The sequence below is a fragment of the Pseudoalteromonas sp. TAE56 genome, from assembly GCF_000497955.1.
Classification (GTDB): Bacteria; Pseudomonadota; Gammaproteobacteria; order Enterobacterales; family Alteromonadaceae; genus Pseudoalteromonas.
Map to the genome: position 1 here is coordinate 1 of NZ_AUTN01000125.1, position 6,679 is coordinate 6,679.

Sequence of the window (6,679 nt, forward strand, 5' to 3'; positions counted from 1 at the left end):
CCGCTTATTTATGCATTAGCTAAATACGACCACCTTACTTTATTTACCGTGAATCCTTGTGCTGTTGCTAAATACCGCCAGGCTTTTACGCCCAGTGGCGCAAAAGATGACCCATCAGATGCCTTTGTACAAGTTGAAATTCTCACGTTACACATGGATAAGCTGTCTGTCATTGAGCCTGAGTCAGCAGCTATGCGAACGCTGTCTCAGCTTGTTGAATATCGCCGAAGTTTAGTGCAAGACAGTGTCGATTTATCCAATAAAATAACAGCGACATTAAAAAATTATTACCCGCAGGCACTTGAATGGTTTAAAGAAAAGGACACGTATATATTCTGCGACTTCATTCAGAAATGGCCGTCACTCACAGCGGTTAAAAAAGCAAGAAAACAGACTTTACTCGACTTTTTTGAGAGTCATAACTCACACTATTCCACGGTCAATAATGCACGATTAGACAGTATTAAAAATTCAATGCCATTAACTCTGGATGAAGGCGTCATTGTGCCTAATCAAATGCTCGTTGAAGTGCTTATTACGCAATTTAAAGTGTTATTAAAAGGTATTGAAAAGCTCGATAAAGCAATAAAATCGGCTTATAAAGCCCAGCAAGATAAAAAGATATTTGATAGCTTACCCGGTGCAGGTCCACAACTCGCCCCACGTTTACTTGTTCCTTTTGGGAGTAATCGTGCGCGTTATAATGATGCTGCAGAACTTCAAAAGTACGCGGGTATAGCGCCTGTTATTGAGCGCAGTGGTCAAAAAATGTGGACTCATTGGCGTTATAGTTGCCCCACTTTTTTAAGGCAAACATTTGTAGAATGGGCAGGCTTTTCTATTCGTTATTCGTTTTGGGCTAAAGCGTATTATGAGCAACAAAAAGCCAAGGGTAAGCCGCATAACAGCATAATTAGATCACTGGCATTTAAATGGATAAGGATTGTATTTAGGTGTTGGAAAACGAATACACCCTACGATGAATCGACGTATTTAGCGGCCTTAAAACGCAGAGGCTCACCACTTTTAAAATTTGCAGTTAATAGCTAAATTTTACTAGTCGTCCACCTCAGGGCGTGTTGTTAGGAGGTTTTTACGCTTACCTAATCCCTTTTTCTTTTAACATTTTTAATGCAAATACTCCTCGCTCAGAAACAGCCTTAGATGTATCTTTTGAGAATAAGTTTGCAAGTGTTAGAGACTCATCTCCAAGTAACTCTATTCTTTTAATAAGGAATTCTGCTGCGATTCTTCTTACTATTGAAGAACGATCAATTGACGCACTTTTTAACGTTTTCAAAAAAGGATTATTTACAGTCAACTTTCTCTCAGAAGTTATTGGTTTCATGCGGCCTTTACAGTATCTAATATCAGTCCATTCCCACTTTCGACCTTCAAGCCAACTCATTTCCCCTTCAAATTGACTTCTATATGCTTTAGCTCTGACAGAAGGTTGAATTGCATTATCAGCTATTTCATCAAGGTATTTATCAAATGTTGGTGTACGGCCAATTTGAGAAAAAATAGACGTTAAAGGGCCTGAAGCATCTGAAGTGATTTTTGACCTGAGCGCTTTGCCAATCTCTTTGTTACTTATAATATCAAGTAATACTTCTTTATCTGAATCTTCAATTCTCCCCCAAGAGTTCCAATTTGAAAGAGCTAAACTTAAAGCGTCTGCAACATGAGTAGGATTAGATAAGTTAGCAATTAGTGGAAGCTTTTCTCTTGCTGCTTTTCGTACCTCAGGAACCCAGTCATTCAATCTACGAAGGGTAATTGCAAAGAAAAAACTATTTGGAGCACCTTCAGTTAAAGTGCGCAGTGTTTTCTCTCGTTTGTATCCATCCCAACTGCACAAATCAATCCATGTTAAAAATGGAGAAGGCTTAACCCAAACCTTCCATTTAGGTTGAGCTGTAGATTCCAGTGCAGAAGAAAATTCACATCGAATTAATCGTTCCAAATAATCTAAATTCGATAATGGTAAGCAAGATGTAGCATTAATCAGGGTAGACATATCAGCAACCACTTTTTGTCCCGAGTTCATAGAGCTCGCGAACTCTTTTACTGCTGATATTACAGACTCTTCCATATTTTGATTAAGCTCCATGCTACTTTACCTCCTAACAATTTTATAGTGCGCTCATCGCGCATATATCTGCCAATGTCACGCTCATGTATTCAATAAATCATTTTTACCAAATAACTTAACACATTGCTATATATAATTTTTTACTAGCACACAAACTCTCAATAAAAGACAAAATGCGCTCGTCGCTCATTTTCTTGAATATGGGAGCAGTGCAACTATACTGTATATAAATACAGCCATATTATTGGTGGTAATATGAAAACACGCTCTCCATTTTTAAATTATATAGCCGATTATATGTTGGTACGTCAGTATTCATTACGCACCATCGATACCTACCTAAGATGGATTGCATCTTATATCCATTTTCATAATAAACGCCACCCCACCTCAATGGGAGACAATGAAGTCGAGTGCTACTTAGAACATTTAGTGTTAAAACAAAACGTTGCACCACGTACGCAAGCCACTGCACTCAATTCATTGTCATTTTTATACAAACATATAATAAAAAACGAACTTTCATTAAATTTAAATTTTGCCCGTAGTAAAAAACAAGCAAAGCTCCCTGTCGTGATGACCCCAGAGGAAGTTAAAATGTTGATGGCTCATTTAAATAAGCGCTATTATTTAATTGCAGCCCTTATGTATGGAAGTGGTTTAAGAGTAATGGAAGCGGTGCAATTAAGGGTGAAAGATATTGATTTAGATTATAAATGTATTCAAGTATGGAATGGCAAAGGAAATAAACATCGTATTGTAACGCTCGCTACAGAGCTGATCCCTATGCTGAGAACTCAAATTTTAAACGTTGATGACTACCTAAAGCTTGATTTAAATAACACTAAATATGCCGGCGCGTGGATGCCATATGCCTTAACAAAAAAATATCCTTCAGCCGCAAAAACACTAGCATGGCAATATTTATTTCCTTCTCATATGTTAAGTTCAGATCCTCAAAGTGGTGAAATAAGGCGACATCATTTTCATCACTCTTGTATTAGAAAAGAGGTTAAAAAAGCCGTCCAAAAATCAGGGTTAACAAAAATAATAACACCTCATACATTAAGGCACTCTTTTGCTACTCATCTACTGCAAAATGGCGCCGATATAAGAACTGTTCAAGCTCAGCTTGGCCATTCTGATGTTAAAACCACACAAATTTATACTCATGTATTGCAGCAAGGTGCAAACGGGGTTATCAGCCCTTTTTCAAGATTATAAACTCCCCGATTTAAAACAAAAAAGCACAGCCCACAAGCGCCATGCTTTTTAAATCAATCTTAATCCAGTTCGGTTTACAAACGAATGCCGCCGTCTATTTCAACCACGCGACCGGTAAAAAAGTCGTTTTCGATTATGTATTGTGCAGTATGCGCAATTTCGTCGCTTTCGCCTAAGCGCCCTACTGGCGTTACTGCAAGCATACGTTGTTTGGCTTCGGGCTTCATGGCGTCGGTCATGGCGGTGCTTATTACACCTGGTGCAATAGCGCCTACACGTATACCAAATCGGCCAAGTTCTTTAGCCCATGTGGTGGTAAGTGCCACTACGCCTGCTTTTGATGCTGCGTAGTTTGTTTGGCCTATGTTGCCTGCGCGCGCTACGCTCGACATATTAACTATAACGCCGCCTTTACCTGATTCAATCATGTGGCTTGCAGCTTCCCGCCCTGCTAAAAACACACCGGTTAGGTTTACATCAATCACTGATTGAAATTGCTCAAGAGACATTTTTTTAACGACCTTGCCATCTTTAGCTTTTATAAACATGCCGTCGCGTAAAATACCGGCGTTGTTTATAAGCACGCCAATATGGCCAAAATCGCTGTTGATGGTATTAAATACGTTTTCTACTTCGCTCTCAGTGGTTACGTTTGCGGCATAACCTTTTATGTTGCTGGTTACACCTTCAAGCTGTGTGAGTTCTTCGCATGCGGTGTTTAATAAATCTTGTGCCATATCTATTAAAGCAATGTTAGCACCCATAAGTGCAAACTTTTGCGCCATTGCAAAGCCTAAACCTTGTGCGCCGCCGGTTATTACTACCGTGTTATTTTTAATTTCCACGCGTTGCTCCTACTTTGAAAACAGTTTAAAAATGGCACTAAAGTCATCACTACCCGCACCTTGGTGCTGTAGCATAGTGTATAAATTTTTAGCCATTGAACCCATTGGGGTTGATGAATTACTTTGCTGCGCGGCTTCCATAGCAAGGCCTAAATCTTTAGCCATTAAATCGACCATAAAGCCAGGTTTGTAATCGTTACTTGCAGGGGCTGCATCCATTACACCTGGGCAAGGGTTGTAAAGTTCAAGCGTCCAGTTACGGCCCGAACTTGCGGTCATAATGTCGCTAAGTACTTTAGGATCGAGGCCGTTGTTAATACCCATTTGCAGTGCTTCGCTGGTACCTGCCATTAAAATGCTAAGTAGCATGTTATTACATATTTTTGCTACTTGCCCTGCGCCAATATCGCCTGCATGAAATATGTTTTTACCCATATCACTAAGCACTGTATTTGCTTTATCGAACGCTGCTTTTTCGCCACCTACAATAAAGGTAAGAGTGCCAGCAGTTGCGCCTGCAACGCCGCCCGATACCGGTGCATCAACGAAGCTTATGCCTTGTTTACCAAGTGTACTGCCTACAATACGTGCTGATTCTGCATCTATTGTTGAGCAATCAATTACTAATGTATTGTTGCTCAGCCCGTTAATTAAACCGCTGTCGTCGTTATTACCTAAGTAAAGCGACTTAACATGTTTGCCCGCAGGTAACATACTAATAAGTACGTCAGCATTAGTTGCGCACTGCTTTGCATCAACTGCTGCTTTTGCGCCTTTACTTGCAAGCTCATTTACGACCGACTGGTTTAAATCAAACACGCTAACAGTATGGCCTGCTTTAATTAAGTTAGCCGCCATTGGGCCGCCCATATTACCTAAGCCGATAAAACCAATATTGAGTTTAGTCATCGTCTTTCCTTTATTTGTGTGATGGCGTGTCTAAGCCATTGAGAGGGTGTTTTTCGCCAAAGCGATTAGCAAAAAAACTGTCGATTATTGTTTGTGGTACATCACTAAGTGTTTTGTACTGCCAATTAGGCGCGCCGTCTTTACCTATTAATAACGCCCTTACACCTTCTTGAAACTCACCTACTTCGCCAGCACGAACCGACATACCTAGCTCCATTTTAAAACACGCTAATAAGCTTTTGCCTTTGCTGGTTTTTAATTGCTCACTAACGAGTGCACAACTTAATGGGCATCCGTGTTTAAGTGATTTTTGAGCGCGTTGTAGCCACTTGTCATCAGTGGTTAGCCCTAAAATATAATTAACCTGCTCTTGCAAGGTTTTAAACTCACCCAGTTTCTGAATCGTTTTTAGGTTAGCTTTTATATTGCCTTTTGGCATACGCGCCGACTGGTTGTCTAAATCGGTGAGTAAATCGGTTAATCGATCATGATTTAAGCTCGCAGTTTTGCCCCACTTGGCAGTTAAAATTTGCGCAAGCATGGCATCATATTTGTTGCTATCGATAAAGTGATCTGCAAGCGATACAAAACGCGCGTCGTCGCAGTTAATTGATGCTGACGTTAGCCCTAAAAATAGCCCGACGCTTTGTGGCATTTTATGTAAAAAGTAACTGCCGCCTACATCTGGGTATAAACCTATGGTTTGCTCTGGCATGGCAATGCGTGATGTTTCGGTTACAACGCGGTGGCTAGCACCGGCCATTAGCCCTAAACCGCCGCCCATCACTATGCCGTTACCCCAAACAAGGATTGGTTTATCAAAGGTATGAATAAGGTAATCAAGCTTGTACTCAAGTGTAAAAAAATCTTCAACTAAACTTGTTGGTTTACCCTGCGCCATCGCATGATGAAGGCTCACAACATCGCCACCGGCACAAAATGCTTTATCGCCTGCGCCTTTTAACAAAACCATTGCAATAGTTTCATCGTCTTGCCAAGCTCGCAATTGCGGCTCAAGTAATTTTATCATCTCAAAATTAAGCGCATTTAATGCTTTTGGCGCATTGAGTGTAATAAGCCCAATTAAACTGCCGTTTTCTGCGGTTGTGGTTTCAAATACCACGGGTTCATCAGCGCTATTTAATAATGTTAAAGCACTCATTAGCCGTTTACCCAGTTAGCGCGGCGTTTTTCTAAAAAGGCATTTACGCCTTCTTGTTGATCTTCGGTATCAAATAAACCAACAAACAATTCACGCTCAAGAGGCAATACACTTGCCATGGGTTGATGACGCCCTTTTTGAATCAAAGTTTTACACGCAGCTACCGAGCTAGGGCTTTGATCGGCCACTTGGTTTGCAAGTTTTAATGCAGCTGCAAAGCTTTCACCGTGTGGTACTACTTCCTCTACTAAGCCAATTTGTAGGGCTTTATCGGCTTTTAAGCGCTCGCCGCATAAAATCATGCGTTTTGCCCAGCCTTCGCCTACAAGCCATGCTAAATTTTGTGTACCACCCGCACAGGGTAATAACCCTACTTTAGCTTCAGGCAGCGCCATTTGCGCTTGCTCTTCCGCAATACGTATATCGCACGCAAGCGCCACCTCT

At 40.8% G+C, this 6,679-nt stretch carries 7 protein-coding genes; 2 read left to right on the forward strand and 5 right to left on the reverse strand.

Features of this window, described 5'->3' with window-relative positions; all coding sequences use genetic code 11:
• A partial coding sequence (locus L656_RS0114560; protein WP_024599743.1) for an IS110 family transposase occupies positions 1-1,050 on the forward strand: 1,050 nt, incomplete at its 5' end.
• Between the two features lie 49 nt (positions 1,051-1,099).
• On the opposite strand, the gene L656_RS0114565 is transcribed toward L656_RS0114560, so the two are convergent.
• Entirely contained in the window at positions 1,100-2,113 is a 1,014-nt protein-coding gene (locus L656_RS0114565; protein ID WP_024599744.1) for a hypothetical protein, read from the reverse strand.
• A gap of 237 nt (positions 2,114-2,350) precedes the next feature.
• Between L656_RS0114565 and L656_RS0114570 the strand changes: the two genes are divergently transcribed.
• Entirely contained in the window at positions 2,351-3,319 is a 969-nt protein-coding gene (locus L656_RS0114570) for an integron integrase (RefSeq protein WP_024599745.1), read from the forward strand.
• Positions 3,320-3,393: 74 nt separating this feature from the next.
• Here the strand turns inward: L656_RS0114570 and L656_RS0114575 are convergent, their stop codons facing one another.
• From L656_RS0114575 to L656_RS0114590, 4 genes are all read right to left on the reverse strand, one after another.
• A complete protein-coding gene (locus L656_RS0114575) occupies positions 3,394-4,164 on the reverse strand; it encodes an SDR family oxidoreductase (RefSeq protein ID WP_024599746.1) in 771 nt (256 codons plus the stop codon).
• Positions 4,165-4,173: 9 nt separating this feature from the next.
• Positions 4,174-5,073, reverse strand: coding sequence for a 3-hydroxyisobutyrate dehydrogenase (mmsB, locus tag L656_RS0114580; protein WP_024599747.1), 900 nt, complete (start codon positions 5,071-5,073; stop codon positions 4,174-4,176).
• Positions 5,074-5,083: 10 nt separating this feature from the next.
• On the reverse strand, positions 5,084-6,235 hold the full coding sequence (locus tag L656_RS0114585) for an enoyl-CoA hydratase/isomerase family protein (protein ID WP_024599748.1): 1,152 nt from the start codon (positions 6,233-6,235) through the stop codon (positions 5,084-5,086).
• Positions 6,235-6,679, reverse strand: a 445-nt coding sequence (locus tag L656_RS0114590) for an enoyl-CoA hydratase-related protein (RefSeq protein ID WP_024599749.1), incomplete at its 5' end; no start/stop codon positions are given. The genes L656_RS0114585 and L656_RS0114590, both read right to left, overlap by 1 nt.

Coding starts and splice junctions, on each gene's coding strand:
- L656_RS0114565 (WP_024599744.1), bottom strand. CDS start 2,113: ATGGAGCTTAATCAAAATATGGAAGAGTCTGTAATATCAGCAGTAAAA.
- L656_RS0114570 (WP_024599745.1), top strand. CDS start 2,351: ATGAAAACACGCTCTCCATTTTTAAATTATATAGCCGATTATATGTTG.
- mmsB (WP_024599747.1), bottom strand. CDS start 5,073: ATGACTAAACTCAATATTGGTTTTATCGGCTTAGGTAATATGGGCGGC.
- L656_RS0114585 (WP_024599748.1), bottom strand. CDS start 6,235: ATGAGTGCTTTAACATTATTAAATAGCGCTGATGAACCCGTGGTATTT.